Origin of the sequence: Rathayibacter sp. VKM Ac-2801 (assembly GCF_009834245.1) — a bacterium.
GTDB lineage: Bacteria > Actinomycetota > Actinomycetes > Actinomycetales > Microbacteriaceae > Rathayibacter.
The window spans coordinates 1,944,933-1,958,975 of sequence record NZ_CP047183.1; the positions used below are offsets into that span (position 1 = coordinate 1,944,933).

Genomic DNA, 14,043 nt, shown 5'->3' on the forward strand with positions numbered 1-14,043 from the left:
ATCGCCCCCGAGAAAGGGAGGAACCCCGGTCCATCATAGGTGGACCGGGGTTCCCGAGAAGTCGTGCGGATGCCGCTCAGGCGTCGCGCTTCTCCTTGATCTTGGCCTTCTTGCCGCGGAGGTTCCGCAGGTAGTAGAGCTTCGCGCGACGGACGTCACCGCGGGTGACGACCTCGATGTGGTCGATGACCGGCGAGTGCACGGGGAACGTGCGCTCGACGCCGACCTGGAAGCTCACCTTGCGGACGGTGAAGGTCTCGCGGACGCCCTCGTTGGAGCGGCCGATGACGACGCCCTGGAAGACCTGGATGCGCGAGCGGGTGCCCTCGACGATGTTGACGTGGACCTTGACGGTGTCGCCGGCGCGGAAGTCCGGGACATCGCTGCGGAGGGACGCCGCATCGACGGAATCGAGGATGTGCATGCTGTATCGCTCTCCGTGCCCGCCACAGGTCGAACACCGTTTCGTTGATGGAAGTCGGTCGTGCCCACGTCGTCGCGGCTCCCCTGTGGCAGAGCCTGCGCGAGGCACAAGCGCTCATTCTGCCATGCGGCGTCGATCCGCGTCAAAGCGGGGCCGTCGAGAGGGCGGGCCTCGCGACAAGGCGGAGTCTCGCAGGAGGTCTGACCCCTCAGAGGACGATCGTCTGCCCGTCCTGCGGGCGCTCCGGGTCGAAGCCCTCGCCGGCGACCGGACGGTGAGCGCCCTCGGCCTGGACGGTGGCCGCCTCCGTGAAGGCGAGCAGAGTGGCGCGGGCGTCCGTGAGGAACCGCCACGCCGAGTGCCAGAAGGCCGCCACTCCGAGGACCACCGAGAGCAGGCCCAGTGCCCAGGCGCCGGGCGGGAAGAAGCCGAAGGCGATCAGGGAGAGGTGCCAGGCGCCGACCACGGCCACGTCGCCCCAGGCGGGAGTGCGCGTGGGCCGCACGGTCACCCGGAATGCGACGATCGCGGCCACAGCCGCCAGCGCGACCGCCAGAATGGGGAGGGCGATCACCAGACCGAGCACGGTCCAGCCGCTCGATCCTCCGAAGACCCCGTACCCGAGGAGGATCCACAAGGGCAGCACGATCGCCGCCGGGAACTGCCAGGAACCGAATGCCCGTCGCGTGCGCATGCACCGACCGTACCCACCACCGCTGAGCGACGGCTCAGCGGACCCCGAGAGGATCAGGATGATCGAGCTACGCACGCCCGCCGAGATCGAGGAGATGCGTCCCGCCGGCCGCTTCGTCGGCGAGGTCCTGAAGGCCACCTCCGCCGCCGCCGCCGTGGGCGTGAACCTGCTGGAGCTCGACCGGCTCGCCCACGACATGATCCGCGCGGCCGGCGCCGAGTCCTGCTACATCGACTACCACCCCTCCTTCGGCGCGAGCCCGTTCGGCAAGGTCATCTGCACCTCCGTCAACGACGCGGTGCTGCACGGCCTGCCCTTCGACTACCGCCTGAAGGACGGCGACCTGCTCACCCTCGACTTCGCCGCCTCCGTGGACGGCTGGGTCGCCGACTCGGCGATCAGCGTCGTGGTCGGGACGCCGCGCGAGGAGGACCTCGCCCTCATCGACACCACCACCCGCGCGCTCGAGGCCGGCATCGCCGCCGCGCAGCCCGGGAAGAAGATCGGCGACATCTCCGCGGCCATCGCGGCCGTCGCGCACGCCGAGGGGCTGTCCATCAACACCGACTTCGGCGGCCACGGCGTCGGCCGCACGATGCACGGCGATCCGCACATCCCCAACGACGGACGCGCCGGGCGCGGCTACCCGCTCCGCCCGGGCCTCGTCGTCGCGATCGAGCCGTGGTTCCTGCAGACCACCGACGAGATCTACACGGACAAGGACGGCTGGACCCTCCGCAGCCGCGACGGTTCGCGAGGCGCCCACATGGAGCACACCATCGCGATCACCGAGACCGGGAACATCGTCCTGTCCGCGCGGGACTGACGTGCGGCGCTGGAGGAACGGGTGGACCGCGCTCAGCGTGGTCTACCTCGTGCTCGCGGCGGCCGGACTCGTCGGCACCTGGACCTGGAACGTGCGAGCGGTCCTGGACGGTGCGGACGTCGTCGCCGGCCTCGCCGCAGGCGGGCCATGGGTGTCGTCGTTCTCGACCGATCTGCTGGTGGTCGCGATCGCGGCCGTCGCCTTCATGGTGGTGGAGGGCCGTCGGATCGGGATGCGCCGCGTGTGGATCCTGGTGCTGCTCGCGCCGCTGGTCGCCCTGGCGTTCGCGTTCCCGCTCTTCCTCGCCCTCCGGGACCGGCACCTGGCCCTCGCGACCCGGTGATCGCCGCCGCGAGATGCCACCTGTGAGGACGACACGCCGCGGCGCCGCGTCAGAGGTGGCATCTCGCGGCGGGCGGGGCTCAGGGCAGCAGTTCGGGGCGGACGCGGCGCGTGCGCTCGACGCTCTGCTCGTGGCGCCAGGCGGCGATCGCTCCGTGGTTGCCGCTGAGGAGCACTGGAGGGACGTCGAGGCCGCGCCAGGACGCCGGCTTGGTGTAGCTCGGGTACTCGAGGAGCCCGTCGGAGTGGCTCTCCTCGACGAGGCTCGCCGGGTTGCCGACGACGCCCGGGACCAGGCGTCCGACGGCCTCGATCATCGCCATCACGGCGACCTCTCCCCCGTTGAGGACGTAGTCGCCGAGGCTGATCAGCCGGACGCGCGCGCGCTCGGCGGTGTGGTCGACGACGCGCTGGTCGATGCCCTCGTAGCGGCCGCAGCCGAAGACGAGGGAGGACTCCTCCGCGAGCTCGCGGGCCGTCGCCTGGGTGAAGAGCTCGCCCGCGGGCGACGGGAAGATCACGACGGGGTCGTCGGTGCCGTCGAGGATCGTGTCGAGCGCCTCGCCCCACGGCTCTGGTCGCATCACCATTCCGGCGCCGCCGCCGTAGGGCGTGTCGTCGACAGTGCGGTGGCGGTCGTGGGTGAAGTCGCGCAGGTCGTGCACGCCGAGCTCGATCAGCCCGCTCTGCCGCGCACGGCCGAGCAGGCTGATGTCGAGCACGCCGAAGAACTCCGGGAAGATCGTGACGATGTCGATCCTCACGACCGGGGCTCCTCCTCGGGGGCGGGGGCGGGGGCGGAGGCGGCGTCGGCGTCGGATGCGGCCGAGGGCTCGTCGTCCGCGGGCGACACGGGAGCGGCGTCGGCGTCCGACTCGTCGGCGTCCGCGGGCGCGCTCAGCGCCGGGTCCGCGAGGTCGACACCGCTGAGGTCGACCGCGGCGGGCTCCTCCTCGGGAGCCTCCTCGAACAGTCCGATCGGCGGCGTGACCGTGACGATCCCCGCGGCGGCGTCGACGGAGGGCACGATCGCGTTCACGAACGGCACCATCACCTCGCCGGAGGGAGTGCCGACGATGAGCAGGTCCTGCGCGGGGAAGTGGTCGACCCGGCGGACGGTGCCGACCTCGACGCCGTCGCGGACGACCTTCATGCCGACCAGCTGGTAGTCGTACCAGGAGTCGTCCTCGCCCGGCTGGGTCTGCACCTCCTCGTCGATCCAGAGGATCGCCTTCAGGAGGGTCTCGGCGGCGTTGCGGTCGTCGACGCCCCGGAAGAACGCGACGGGGTGGCTGTTGTACCAGCGCAGCTCGACGAGCTCGAGCTTCTTGCCGTGCCACTCGGAGGTGCGGGGCACCTGCAGCGTGAACGTGGATCCGGGGGTGAAGCGCTTGTCGGGCTCGTCCGTGTAGAGCTCGAGCTTGATGGCGCCCTTGAGCCCGTGGGCCTTGGTGAGTCGGGCGACGCGGAGCTGCGTCGTGCCCGGTCCGGTGACCGACACCTCTACTTGTCGGTGTCGACGACGTCGACGCGCACACGGCGCCCGTCGGCGAGCGCGGCGACGAGAGTGCGGACGGCCTTGGCGGTGCGACCGGAGCGTCCGATCACGCGGCCGAGGTCCTCGGGGTGCACACGCACCTCGAGGACCTCTCCGCGCGGGGAGCTCGTGGCCACGACACTGACCTCATCGGGGTTCTCGACGATCCCCTTGACGAGGTGTTCGACGGCGGGAGCGAGCACGAACTACGCCTCGGTGGAGGTCTCGTCGGCGGTGTCCTCGACCGGGGCGGCCTTGGCCGGAGCCTCGGACTTCGGCTTGAGGACGGGCTTCTTCTTCGCGTCGACGACGAACGGAGCCTTGGGCTCCTTCACCTGGACGGTGCTGACGGCGTCGGCGTCGCCCTGGAAGCGGCCCCAGTCGCCGGTCAGCTTGAGGATCGCGGCGACCTGCTCGGTCGGCTGCGCGCCGACTCCGAGCCAGTACTGCGCGCGCTCCGAGTCGACCTGGATGAACGAGGGCTGCTCGGTGGGGTGGTACTTGCCGATCTCCTCGATCACGCGGCCGTCGCGCTTGGTGCGCGAGTCGGCGACGACGATGCGGTAGTAGGGCGCCCGGATCTTGCCGAGGCGCTTCAGACGAATCTTGACAGCCACAATTCTCCTGTGTGGTCGTTGACCGGTGTCCGGTCGATGATGGATGAACTGAGCCGTGAGCGTGGGGGCACACCCGGCGGAAGCTCGAGGGGGTTTCGTCGGCGGTGAGTAGAGGGTCGACCGCCTCGGACCCGACGGATCATTCTGCCAGAAAAACCGCCCCGGTGCGGGCCCGGCACGCCGCCGCCGTCCAGCGCCCGCCCGGGAGCGGGCCGGGCGGTGCCGGGAGGGCCTCCGCCGGGGCTCGGCGTCCGCCCCGGCCACAGGTGGCAGGATGGCGAGGCGCGTCCCGATCGGCGGACGCCCGGATCCGATGAGGACCACGCCATGGAGATCAGCTTCGCCGCATCAGACCGCTCCACGCTCGGGATCGAGTGGGAGGTCGCGATCGTCGACCGGCAGACGGGTGATCTCGCCAACGTCGCCGACGTGGTGCTGGAGGCGCTCCGCGGCGACGACGGCGCCCCGCACCCGCACATCACCGGCGAGCTCCTGCGCAACACGGTCGAGCTGGTCTCGGGCGTGCACACCTCCGTCCGCGACGCGGTCGCCGACCTGCAGGACCAGTTGCGGCAGGTGCGCGAGATCACCGACCCGATGGGACTCGACCTCGTGTGCTCGGGCACGCACCCGTTCGCGCAGTGGTTCGACCAGACCATCACGGACAAGGAGCGGTACCACCGCCTCATCGACCGGACCCAGTGGTGGGGCCGGAACATGATGATCTGGGGCATCCACGTACACGTCGGCATCGAGCACCGCGACAAGGTGCTGCCGATCCTCAACTCCCTGCTCGACTACTACCCCCACCTGCAGGCGCTCTCGGCGTCGAGCCCGTTCTGGGGCGGAGTCGACACGGGCTACGCCTCGAACCGCGCGCTGATGTTCCAGCAGCTGCCGACGGCGGGCCTGCCTCCGCAGTTCGGAGCCTGGGCGAACTACGAGGAGTACGTCGACGACATGATGCGCACCGGTGTCATCGACGACCACACGGAGGTCCGCTGGGACATCCGCCCGTCGCCGCAGTGGGGCACGCTCGAGATGCGCGCCTGCGACGGCCTCTCCTCCGCGGAGGAGATCGGAGCGGTCGCGGCGCTGATCCAGTGCCTCGTCGAGCACCTCTCGTCGCGGCTGGACGCCGGCGAGGACCTGCCGACCATGCAGCCCTGGTACGTGCGCGAGAACAAGTGGCGCGCGGCCCGCTACGGACTCGACGCCGAGATCATCCTCGACGCCGCCGGAGCGGAGCGGCTGGTCACCGACGACATCCGCGACCTGCTCGTCACCCTCGCGCCGATCGCCGAGCGGCTCGACTGCGTGAAGGAGCTCGCCGACGTCGAGCTGATCCTGGTCGCCGGAGCCAGCTACCAGCGCCAGCTGCGGACGGCCGCGGCGAACGACGGCGACCTGAAGGCAGTGGTCCGGGCGCTCGCGGGCGAGCTGCGCGACGGGCTCCGGGACCCCCGTTCATGACGCGTCCCGTCCTCCTCGCCGCTGCGGCGATCGGCGCTCTGGCCCTCGGCCTCGCCGGCTGCTCGTCCTCGACCACGACCGGCCCGGCGAGCGCGTCGCCCGCCGGCACCGCCACTCCCCTCCCCACCGTCACCGCGGATCCGCTGCCGCTGTCGATCGGCGGCTCGCTGCCCGCCGGCTCCCGGGTGACCGTCGTCGGCGACAGCATCGTGCGCGGTCTGAACGTCGACCCGGACCAGGCCTGGCCCGCAATCGTCGGCGACGACCTCGGCTGGGCGGTCACCAACCTGGGCTGCGACGGCGGCGGCTTCATCGAGCCGGGCGACTGCGGCATCGCGATCGGCGACCGCGCGGAGGAGATCGCCGACACGGAGCCCGACGCGATCGTCCTGATCGCCAGCAGCAACGACCTGGGCTGGGATCCCGAGGACGTGGACGCGGCGATCGGCCCGGCCGTCGACGCGATCGCCTCCGCGTCGCCGTCGGCCCGGCTCATCGCGCTCGACTCGGTCTGGGGCCCGGACCCGCGCCCCACCGACCTCGACGAGTACGACGCGGCGCTGGTCGAGGCCGTCACCGCCGCCGGCGGCGGCGCGCTCGAGTACCCGGACCCGCTGCGCGATGACGGCCTGCTCGGCGAGGACGGCGTGCATCCGACCGTCGAGGGCCAGCGGGCTCTGGCCGACGCGTTCGAGGTCGCAGCGGAGAAGTCCGGGCTCGCCCGCGCCGTGCCGACCGGCCAGAAGGCGACGGACGCTCCGGCGGCCTGACGCCGACGCGGGACGCCGCCCGACGACGGCGTCCGACGGGTCAGCGCGCGGTGCTGTTCTTCCCGTCGCGCCAGCCGAGCAGGTCGCGCACGGGCGCCAGGTCGATGTCCGGGCCCGTGATGCCGAGCGTGAACAGGCGGGCGCCGAGGTCGTACTGCTGGTCGAGAACATCGAAGGAGGCGTCGCCGACCCCGCCGCGCACGCTCGCGCCGGTCGAGATCTCGATCGCCGCCGGGTCGCGGTCGACGCGGCCGCACCACTCCGACAGCACGCCGAGCTTGCGCTCGAGCGTCGGGACGTCCGAGAAGCTGTGCCAGATGTCGGCGTGCTCGGCGACGATGCGCAGCGTCTTCTTCTCGCCGCCGCCGCCGATCATCACCGGGATGTCGCGGGTGGGCGCCGGGTTGAGCATCGACCAGCGGCTGCGGATGCGCGGCATCGCCTCGGAGAGCTCGTCGAGTCGCGAGCCGGGGGTGCCGAACTCGTAGCCGTACTCCTCGTAGTCGCGCTCGAACCAGCCCGAGCCGATGCCGAAGATCAGACGGCCCTCGGCGCCCTTGGCGCTGATGTGGTCGACCGTGCGCGCCATGTCGGCGAGGAGGTCGGGGTTCCGGTAGCTGTTGCAGGTGACCAGCGGGCCGAACTCGATGCGGCTGGTCTGCTCCGCCCAGGCCGCGAGCATGCTCCAGCCCTCGAAGTGCAGGCCGTTCGGCTCTCCGGAGAGCGGGAAGAAGTGGTCCCAGTTGAAGGCGATGTCGACGCCGAGGTCCTCGAGCTCGGCGAGCGTGTCGCGGATGACCTCGTAGGGGACGTGCTGCGGTGCGATCTGGACGCCGATGCGGACGGGGCGCGCGTGTGCGGTTGTCATGCCCTCACGCTAGCGAGCGGGGCGCCTCACGGGGATCCCCGGTGCGGCGCAGGAGGGATGGCGCGCTACTCCCCCGCCGGATCCGGCGAGGCCGAGGGCGCCTCGTCGCTGGTCGAGCGGGCGAGCTTGACGACGGTGGCCCCCTCGTCGTCGAAGAGGCGGAGCCGGCCGCCGTCGAGCGAGGCCATCGCCGCCTCCGAGAAGATCATCGGCAGCGCGACGCCGTCGCAGGCGATCAGCGTGCTGGGCCCGGCCGAGACGGTGAGCGCGCCCTCCTGGTCGATCGACCACTCCCCCTGCGCGCCGTTGCAGCCGTCGGAGCCGGTCCAGGTCCCGTCCTCGGCGATGAGGAGGAACGGCACGTCGGGCGCGTCGTAGGCCACTCCGGTCACCCAGCGCCCGACGAGGTCCTCCGGGGAGGGCGCTGTCATCGCGTCGACCCCGGAGCCCTCGGCGCAGCCGGTGAGCCCGAGCACGGCCGCGAGGACGAGGACCCCGCCCGCGCGCCCGGCCGCGACCCACCTCATCGGCCGAGGAGCTTCTGCAGCTGCTCGAGCTCCTCCGGCGTGGGCTGGGCGCCCTTGCCGGCCCCCCCGCCCAGGCCGAAGCCGGAGCCGCCCGCGTCGCCCGGGCGGGGCCCGGAGGTGATCGCGGCGTTCTCGGCCGCGCGCTTGGCGGGGTTGCCGGACTTGCTGCTCTTCTTCTTCTGCGGCTTCGGGCGGCCCTGGTACCCGGCTCCGGGCACGGGGCCCATGCCGGGGACCGAGGGCATGCCGCCCTTGGCGACCGTCTTCATCATCTTGGCGGCCTGCTCGAAGCGCTGGACGAGCTGGTTGACGTCCGTGACCGTCATGCCGGAGCCGCGGGCGATGCGCAGGCGCCGCGAGCCGTTGAGCAGCTTCGGGTTGACCCGCTCCGCCTTCGTCATCGACTGGATGATCGCCTCGGTGCGCACGATCTCGCGCTCGTCGAACTGGTCGAGCTGCTCGCGCATGCCCTTCGCGCCGGGCAGCATGCCGATCATCTTCTTGATCGAGCCCATGTTGCGCAGCTGCTGCATCTGGCCGAGGAAGTCGTCGAGGGTGAACGTGTCCCCCATGATCTTCTCGGCGATCTTGCGGGCCTCGTCCTCGTCGAACGCGGACTGCGCCTGCTCGATGAGGGTCAGCACGTCGCCGAGGTCGAGGATGCGGCTCGCCATGCGGTCGGGGTGGAACTGCTCGAAGTCGTCGAGCGACTCGCCCGTGGAGGCGAAGAGGATCGGGCGGCCGGTGAGCGAGGCGACCGAGAGCGCCGCGCCTCCGCGGGCGTCGCCGTCGAGCTTGGACAGGACGACGCCGGTGAAGTCGACGCCCTCCTGGAAGGCCTTCGCGGTCGCGACCGCGTCCTGGCCGATCATCGCGTCGATGACGAACAGCACCTCGTCGGGATTGGTGACGCGGCGGATGTCGGCGGCCTGCTTCATCATGTCGGCGTCGACGCCGAGGCGTCCGGCCGTGTCGATGATGACCGTGTCGTACTGCTTGTCGGTCGCGAAGCGGATCGCGTTCTGGGCGACCTTGACCGGGCTGCCGACGCCGTTGCCCGGCTCGGGCGCGTAGACCGCGACTCCGGCCTGCTCGCCGACGACCTGCAGCTGCTGCACCGCGTTGGGGCGCTGGAGGTCGGCCGCGACGAGGAGCGGCGTGTGGCCGTCCTTGCCGAGGTACTTGCCCAGCTTGCCCGCGAGGGTCGTCTTGCCCGCGCCCTGGAGGCCGGCGAGCATGATGACGGTCGGCGGGCGCTTGGCGAACTCGAGGCGGCGGGACTGCCCGCCGAGGATCGCGACGAGCTCCTCGTTGACGATCTGGACGACCTGCTGGGCCGGGTTGAGCGCCTTGTTGACCTCGTCGCCGAGGGCGCGCTCGCGCACCTTGCCGGTGAACTCCTTCACGACCTCCAGCGCGACGTCGGCGTCGAGCAGGGCGCGCCGGATCTCGCGGACGGTGCCGTCGACGTCCGACGCGGAGAGCTTGCCCTTCGTGCGGAGGTTCTTGAAGGTCTCGACGAGTCGATCGGAGAGGGTGCCGAAAGTAGCCATGATGCCCGGAATTCTACCGGAGGCCCGGAGGGTCGGCGGGCGGGGCCGCCGATCGGCCCGTTAACGGCGCGATCGCGGTGTGGCGGATTAACTGGTCCCGGTCCAAGAACGAGGTTAGGGTGTCCCGGTGATCGAGACACTGGTGGCGGGCGACTCCGCGGACCCCCTGGACTACCGCGACGGCTGGGAGCTCCAGCGCCGCCTGCACGCCGAGGTGGTGGCGGGCGCGAGGCCGGACACCCTCGTGCTCTGCGAGCACTCCTCCGTCTACACCGCCGGCAAGCGCACCGAGGCGCACGAGCGCCCGGACGACGGCTCGCCCGTGGTCGACGTCGACCGAGGGGGCAGGATCACCTGGCACGGCCCGGGCCAGCTCGTCGGCTACCCGATCGTGCGTCTCGGCGAGCCGGTCGACGTCGTCGCCTACGTCCGCTCGCTGGAGGGCGTGCTGATCGCCGCTCTCGACGACCTGGGCGTGCAGGGTCGGCGCGTCGACGGGCGCTCGGGAGTGTGGATCCCGAGGGACGGCGGCGCCGACAAGATCGGCGCGATCGGCATCCGCGTCGCCTCGGGCGTGACGATGCACGGCTTCGCCCTCAACGTCGCGAACAGCCTCGAGCCCTACTCCCGCATCGTCGCCTGCGGCATCGCCGACGCCGGAGTGACCACACTCGAGCGCGTGCGCGGCGAGGCTCCGCCCATGGAGGCGGTGCGCGCGCGGGTCGCGACGCGCTTCGCGGAGGCGGCTCCCGCCTTCTCCGCCCGCGTCGAGGACGTCTTCGCGTGAGCGCCGAGGCCGGTGGTCGCAAGCTCCTGCGGTTGGAGATCCGCAACGCCGAGACGCCGATCGAGCGCAAGCCCGAGTGGATCCGCACGAAGGCGTCGATGGGCCCCGAGTACCGGCAGCTGCAGTCGCTGGTGAAGAGCGAGGAGCTGCACACGGTCTGCCAGGAGGCGGGCTGCCCGAACATCTTCGAGTGCTGGGAGGACCGGGAGGCGACCTTCCTCATCGGGGGCGCCCAGTGCACCCGCCGCTGCGACTTCTGCCAGATCGACACCGGGAAGCCCGCGGACTACGACGCGGACGAGCCCCGGCGCGTCGGCGAGTCCGTGGCGCGGATGAACCTCCGCTACGCGACCGTCACCGGAGTCGCGCGCGACGACCTGCCGGACGAGGGCTCCTGGCTCTACGCCGAGACCATCCGCCAGATCCACGCCCAGGCTCCGGGCACGGGCGTCGAGATCCTGGTCCCGGACTTCACCGGGCGCGCCGAGCACCTGCAGCGGGTGTTCGACGCGGAGCCGGAGGTGTTCGCCCACAACGTCGAGACGGTGCCGCGGATCTTCAAGCGCATCCGACCGGCCTTCCGCTACGAGCGCTCGCTCGACGTGCTGACCCAGGGCCGGGAGGCGGGGCTGATCACGAAGTCGAACCTCATCCTCGGCATGGGCGAGGAGCGGGAGGAGATCTCGCAGGCGCTGCAGGACCTCCACGACGCCGGCACCGACATCGTGACCATCACGCAGTACCTCCGGCCGACGCCGCGGCACCTGCCCGTGGACCGCTGGGTGCACCCGGAGGAGTTCGTGGCGATCAAGGAGGAGGCCGAGGACATCGGCTTCCTCGGCGTCCTCGCCGGGCCCCTGGTCCGCTCCTCCTACCGGGCCGGCCGCCTCTGGGCGCGCTCGATGGAGTCGAAGGGGCTGCCGGTTCCGGAGCACCTGCGCCACCTCGCCGACGCGGCGCTGGGCTTCTCGCAGGCCGTGTGAGCCGCCGCACCTAAATCCGGGCATGACATCAGTGCGTTCCCCTAACATACCTCAGGGTCTAGAATCGGCGAACGCCAACCAAAGCGCGTTAGTTCCGATAACACCAACTGCCAAGCGAGGACGCGACTTCATGGAAGATCCTACGAAGCTTTCGATAGGCCTTAAGGGAATTGGACATATCCTCCGGGACCAATCCCTGGAGGTTCCAGCTTATCAACGCAATTATGCATGGGGTCTCGAGCAAGTTGACGAGTACTGGTTCGACCTTCTTGCAGCACTATCGGCGGATCAACCTTTCTATTTTCTAGGGACCGTCGTCGTCGGCAAATCCCAAAGCGGCCTCACCTCCGTGATAGATGGGCAACAGCGCCTTGCTACCACGTCGATGTTGATTGCAGCAATCCGAGAGCAATTCACTACACATGAAGATACTGGCCGCGCTGAAACTATTCAGCGTCAGTATTTGGCCGCACCTTCACTTTTTGAAAACCGAATCCTCCCGAAACTTCGGTTGAACGCGGTCGATCAGCATTACTTTGAGCAGAAGGTACTCGGACTTAGCCCCGTCCAGCCACAGAGCGCACGACTCGAAATAGAACGAGCATACGATCGACTGAACTATCATCTAGAACGCGATATTCAGAGCGTTGGTCCGCGATGGGAGGATCGACTTCTTCGTTGGATTAGACTCCTCGAAGATAAAGCGCAACTGATCGTCGTTGCGGTTGCAGATGACGCTGACGCATTCGTCATTTTTGAGACATTAAATGATCGTGGTCTCGAATTATCGGTGGCTGATCTGATCAAGAACTATCTTCTTGGGCTTAGCCGATCAAATATTGACATCGCTCAAGACGAATGGGTTCGGCTGGTTCAAACAATAGAGCAAGTCGCAACTTCAAAGGAAGTGACGAACTTCATTCGGCAGTGGTGGAACTCGAGCAATGGAGCCACCAGAGAGAGAGATTTATACAGATCGCTCCGGAAGAAGGTGTTCTCCGAGACGAGCGCACTCAACACGCTCGAAGGGCTAGCGACCTCAGCCCCGCTGTATTCTGCACTACTCGACGCTGACCACTACTTGTGGGGAGACCACGATCCTCGTACGCGCAAGACCGTTGCACTTTTGCTTGAATTCGGTCTCGAGCAATATCGACCACTTGCACTTGCGGCACTGGAACATTTACCAACTCAGACAGTCGACACTCTTCTCCGTGCCGTCTTAAATTGGTCGACACGAGGAATAATTGGGGGCGGTATTGGAGGCGGGACAGCGGAGAGGGTGTACGCCGAAGCAGCCGTGCGAGTGCGCAACGGCAGGGCGGAATCAGTAAGGCATATACTCCACGAAGTTTTCCCCATTGTAGCCAGCGATCGAGAGTTTGAAACGGCCTTCACTTCACGTCGGATATTGCGCACTAACTACCTTCGCTATTTCCTTAGATCCTTAGCTAGCGAAGACGCAGTAGAAATTGAAGCCTTCAATGACTGCGTCCCAATAGGACTCTTTCCCCGCTCGGACCCTTCGGGATTTTGGCTTGGTGTAGTCGAGGAAGATCTTCGAGTCCAGCTCAGTTCACGGATTGGGAATTTTGCTCTCATCCGCGCGCAGGAGTCTGCGAATGTCCCCGTTGCGCCTGAAGACAGGCTTAAGTTTCTCGCCGAACATGACAAAATGCCGGAAGAATACCGCCTTTGGAACTCTATTTCTGAGAGAACAATCAATGAGCGCCAGCGTCTCATGGCAGCACGAGCTGTAAGTGTCTGGCCTTCCGAGCCTCTAGGTGGAGCTATTTGATGGACGCGAGCGAGCTCGGAGAAAATTGGCAACGCGCCTGCCGAAATGACGCGCTTTTGCAGCGCTTCGATGCTCCCGCGAGCAGTGAGCAGCTCGTTGCAGCCGTCCTTAGCAGAGTCAAGGGCGAGGGACGTCCATCTTTAACAGTCCTTAAGGGCCTGGCGGTCGGCTTTGCCGTATCAACTTGGGATTCGTTTCCTGAGGCTGCGTACCTGCAACTTGCTACTCTAGTTCAAGAGGCCGCTCGCGCACCTGACGCGGATCTTACGGAAGCGCTTGGAGTTCTTGCAGCACTGGGAGACGCATCAGTGACGATGTTACTTGAGGTGTGGAGGGGAGAGGCGGAGCAAGACAGTCTCACACAACTGGGTAATCGACGGCGCATGGAGACGACCGCTCGTGCACTGACGGATGCGGGAGTAGCATTCGAATATGCGTCAATCGATGTAGATGGTCTCAAAGCAGTCAATGATGGGCCAGGCGGCCATTCCGCAGGAGATGCCCTCCTTCGGAAGGTTGCAAAGCATCTGCAAACGCAAATACTTGAGAGCCAACTCGACTGCTTCCGCTATGGCGGAGATGAGTTCGGGATTATCTGCCGTGTTGGTGAGAATGGAGCACTAATTTTAGATAAGGCTATCGAGTCGTCCATGGCGAAGCTCGAGGATGGCATATGGTTTAGTTGGGGTTCGGCATCTTGGCCACAGCATGATGACAATTTCAACACAGTTCTCACCGCCGCCGACGAGATCATGTACGAACGGAAAAGAGCTCGCAAGGAGACACTACATGGTCATATTAAGTGAAATGACACCAAGATCGTCGAATAATGCCAACGGATATC

The 14,043-nt window shown here is 68.0% G+C and carries 16 protein-coding genes and 1 pseudogene; 8 read left to right on the forward strand and 9 right to left on the reverse strand.

All coding sequences use genetic code 11. The features are described 5' to 3' along the window. Nucleotides 1-76: 76 nt before the first annotated feature. Together rplS and GSU45_RS08945 are read right to left on the reverse strand one after the other, a co-directional pair. The gene (rplS, locus tag GSU45_RS08940) at nucleotides 77-424 is read right to left on the reverse strand and encodes a 50S ribosomal protein L19 (protein WP_159914333.1); all 348 of its coding nucleotides are present in this window, start codon (nucleotides 422-424) and stop codon (nucleotides 77-79) included. A 208-nt stretch (nucleotides 425-632) separates the two neighbouring features. Beyond that, nucleotides 633-1,118 carry a hypothetical protein gene (locus GSU45_RS08945; RefSeq protein ID WP_159914335.1) on the reverse strand — a complete coding sequence of 162 codons (486 nt, stop codon included), beginning with the start codon at nucleotides 1,116-1,118 and terminating at the stop codon, nucleotides 633-635. A 58-nt stretch (nucleotides 1,119-1,176) separates the two neighbouring features. Here GSU45_RS08945 and map point away from each other — a divergent pair, with 58 nt between their 5' ends. Further along, on the forward strand, nucleotides 1,177-1,944 hold the full coding sequence (gene map / locus GSU45_RS08950) for a type I methionyl aminopeptidase (protein ID WP_159914337.1): 768 nt from the start codon (nucleotides 1,177-1,179) through the stop codon (nucleotides 1,942-1,944). Nucleotide 1,945: 1 nt separating this feature from the next. Further along, nucleotides 1,946-2,287 carry a DUF2834 domain-containing protein gene (locus GSU45_RS08955; protein WP_244248071.1) on the forward strand — a complete coding sequence of 114 codons (342 nt, stop codon included), beginning with the start codon at nucleotides 1,946-1,948 and terminating at the stop codon, nucleotides 2,285-2,287. A gap of 79 nt (nucleotides 2,288-2,366) precedes the next feature. On the opposite strand, the gene trmD is transcribed toward GSU45_RS08955, so the two are convergent. The 4 genes and pseudogenes from trmD to rpsP all read right to left on the reverse strand — a co-directional run bounded on the left by trmD (nucleotide 2,367) and on the right by rpsP (nucleotide 4,440). Then, on the reverse strand, nucleotides 2,367-3,050 hold the full coding sequence (gene trmD, locus GSU45_RS08960; protein WP_159914339.1) for a tRNA (guanosine(37)-N1)-methyltransferase TrmD: 684 nt from the start codon (nucleotides 3,048-3,050) through the stop codon (nucleotides 2,367-2,369). A gap of 182 nt (nucleotides 3,051-3,232) precedes the next feature. Beyond that, nucleotides 3,233-3,787, reverse strand: a pseudogene (rimM, locus tag GSU45_RS08965) (ribosome maturation factor RimM); the annotation flags it as partial. A gap of 2 nt (nucleotides 3,788-3,789) precedes the next feature. After that, entirely contained in the window at nucleotides 3,790-4,026 is a 237-nt protein-coding gene (locus tag GSU45_RS08970; RefSeq protein WP_068210678.1) for an RNA-binding protein, read from the reverse strand. A gap of 3 nt (nucleotides 4,027-4,029) precedes the next feature. Next, nucleotides 4,030-4,440, reverse strand: a complete 411-nt coding sequence (gene rpsP, locus GSU45_RS08975) for a 30S ribosomal protein S16 (RefSeq protein ID WP_159914343.1) — start codon at nucleotides 4,438-4,440, stop codon at nucleotides 4,030-4,032. Nucleotides 4,441-4,767: 327 nt separating this feature from the next. Between rpsP and GSU45_RS08980 the strand changes: the two genes are divergently transcribed. Both GSU45_RS08980 and GSU45_RS08985 read left to right on the forward strand, forming a co-directional pair. Further along, nucleotides 4,768-5,913 carry a glutamate--cysteine ligase gene (locus GSU45_RS08980; RefSeq protein WP_159914345.1) on the forward strand — a complete coding sequence of 382 codons (1,146 nt, stop codon included), beginning with the start codon at nucleotides 4,768-4,770 and terminating at the stop codon, nucleotides 5,911-5,913. After that, complete coding sequence (locus GSU45_RS08985; protein WP_159914347.1) at nucleotides 5,910-6,683, forward strand: SGNH/GDSL hydrolase family protein; 774 nt, start codon at nucleotides 5,910-5,912, stop codon at nucleotides 6,681-6,683. The genes GSU45_RS08980 and GSU45_RS08985 overlap by 4 nt, the downstream gene beginning before the upstream one ends. Nucleotides 6,684-6,723: 40 nt before the next feature. Here the strand turns inward: GSU45_RS08985 and GSU45_RS08990 are convergent, their stop codons facing one another. The 3 genes from GSU45_RS08990 to ffh all read right to left on the reverse strand — a co-directional run bounded on the left by GSU45_RS08990 (nucleotide 6,724) and on the right by ffh (nucleotide 9,631). Beyond that, complete coding sequence (locus GSU45_RS08990; RefSeq protein WP_159914350.1) at nucleotides 6,724-7,551, reverse strand: LLM class F420-dependent oxidoreductase; 828 nt, start codon at nucleotides 7,549-7,551, stop codon at nucleotides 6,724-6,726. A gap of 65 nt (nucleotides 7,552-7,616) precedes the next feature. Beyond that, complete coding sequence (locus GSU45_RS08995) at nucleotides 7,617-8,078, reverse strand: META domain-containing protein (protein ID WP_159914352.1); 462 nt, start codon at nucleotides 8,076-8,078, stop codon at nucleotides 7,617-7,619. Continuing rightward, nucleotides 8,075-9,631 carry a signal recognition particle protein gene (gene ffh / locus GSU45_RS09000; RefSeq protein WP_159914354.1) on the reverse strand — a complete coding sequence of 519 codons (1,557 nt, stop codon included), beginning with the start codon at nucleotides 9,629-9,631 and terminating at the stop codon, nucleotides 8,075-8,077. The genes GSU45_RS08995 and ffh overlap by 4 nt, the downstream gene beginning before the upstream one ends. Before the next feature lie 127 nt (nucleotides 9,632-9,758). Between ffh and lipB the strand changes: the two genes are divergently transcribed. The 4 genes from lipB to GSU45_RS09020 all read left to right on the forward strand — a co-directional run bounded on the left by lipB (nucleotide 9,759) and on the right by GSU45_RS09020 (nucleotide 14,005). Then, nucleotides 9,759-10,418, forward strand: a complete 660-nt coding sequence (gene lipB / locus GSU45_RS09005) for a lipoyl(octanoyl) transferase LipB (RefSeq protein WP_159914356.1) — start codon at nucleotides 9,759-9,761, stop codon at nucleotides 10,416-10,418. Further along, on the forward strand, nucleotides 10,415-11,401 hold the full coding sequence (lipA, locus tag GSU45_RS09010; RefSeq protein ID WP_104292199.1) for a lipoyl synthase: 987 nt from the start codon (nucleotides 10,415-10,417) through the stop codon (nucleotides 11,399-11,401). The genes lipB and lipA overlap by 4 nt, the downstream gene beginning before the upstream one ends. A 130-nt stretch (nucleotides 11,402-11,531) precedes the next feature. Beyond that, on the forward strand, nucleotides 11,532-13,199 hold the full coding sequence (locus tag GSU45_RS09015; protein ID WP_159914358.1) for a DUF262 domain-containing protein: 1,668 nt from the start codon (nucleotides 11,532-11,534) through the stop codon (nucleotides 13,197-13,199). After that, the gene (locus GSU45_RS09020; RefSeq protein WP_159914360.1) at nucleotides 13,199-14,005 is read left to right on the forward strand and encodes a GGDEF domain-containing protein; all 807 of its coding nucleotides are present in this window, start codon (nucleotides 13,199-13,201) and stop codon (nucleotides 14,003-14,005) included. The genes GSU45_RS09015 and GSU45_RS09020 overlap by 1 nt, the downstream gene beginning before the upstream one ends. Nucleotides 14,006-14,043 lie beyond the last annotated feature (38 nt).

Coding starts and splice junctions, on each gene's coding strand:
- rplS (WP_159914333.1), bottom strand. CDS start 424: ATGCACATCCTCGATTCCGTCGATGCGGCGTCCCTCCGCAGCGATGTC.
- GSU45_RS08945 (WP_159914335.1), bottom strand. CDS start 1,118: ATGCGCACGCGACGGGCATTCGGTTCCTGGCAGTTCCCGGCGGCGATC.
- map (WP_159914337.1), top strand. CDS start 1,177: ATGATCGAGCTACGCACGCCCGCCGAGATCGAGGAGATGCGTCCCGCC.
- GSU45_RS08980 (WP_159914345.1), top strand. CDS start 4,768: ATGGAGATCAGCTTCGCCGCATCAGACCGCTCCACGCTCGGGATCGAG.
- GSU45_RS08985 (WP_159914347.1), top strand. CDS start 5,910: ATGACGCGTCCCGTCCTCCTCGCCGCTGCGGCGATCGGCGCTCTGGCC.
- GSU45_RS08990 (WP_159914350.1), bottom strand. CDS start 7,551: ATGACAACCGCACACGCGCGCCCCGTCCGCATCGGCGTCCAGATCGCA.
- GSU45_RS08995 (WP_159914352.1), bottom strand. CDS start 8,078: ATGAGGTGGGTCGCGGCCGGGCGCGCGGGCGGGGTCCTCGTCCTCGCG.
- ffh (WP_159914354.1), bottom strand. CDS start 9,631: ATGGCTACTTTCGGCACCCTCTCCGATCGACTCGTCGAGACCTTCAAG.
- GSU45_RS09015 (WP_159914358.1), top strand. CDS start 11,532: ATGGAAGATCCTACGAAGCTTTCGATAGGCCTTAAGGGAATTGGACAT.
- GSU45_RS09020 (WP_159914360.1), top strand. CDS start 13,199: ATGGACGCGAGCGAGCTCGGAGAAAATTGGCAACGCGCCTGCCGAAAT.